The sequence below is a fragment of the Photobacterium sp. R1 genome, assembly GCF_054600795.1.
In genome coordinates, this window is the sequence record NZ_BAAHZP010000442.1 from 1 (window position 1) to 284 (window position 284).

Here is a 284-nt window from a genome sequence, read left to right on the forward strand (position 1 = left end):
GACGGCAAACTGGGACAATGCGAGCAAGGTACTGACCCTGAGCGCCGGTGGTGCGACCGTGCTGACCGCGACGCTGGTCGCCACCCAGAATGCTGATGGCGCAGGGGTTGATATCAGTCTGGTGGTTGAGCAGCTTGCTCCCCTGGATCATAACGGGACAGACACTTCAGACCTGGTGGTGTCGCAAAATGATCAGATCCAATTCCAGTTAACGGTTCAGGTGCAGGATACCGATGGTGATTTTCTCGATAACCTGGTGCCGGTCAATGTGACGATTCAAGACG

General features: G+C 55.6%; 1 protein-coding gene. It reads left to right on the top strand.

Going from position 1 to position 284, the window contains the following annotated elements:
* Positions 1 to 284 (top strand): hypothetical protein (locus ACYP03_RS25770; RefSeq protein WP_459782643.1); only part of this gene is annotated, 284 nt, incomplete at both ends.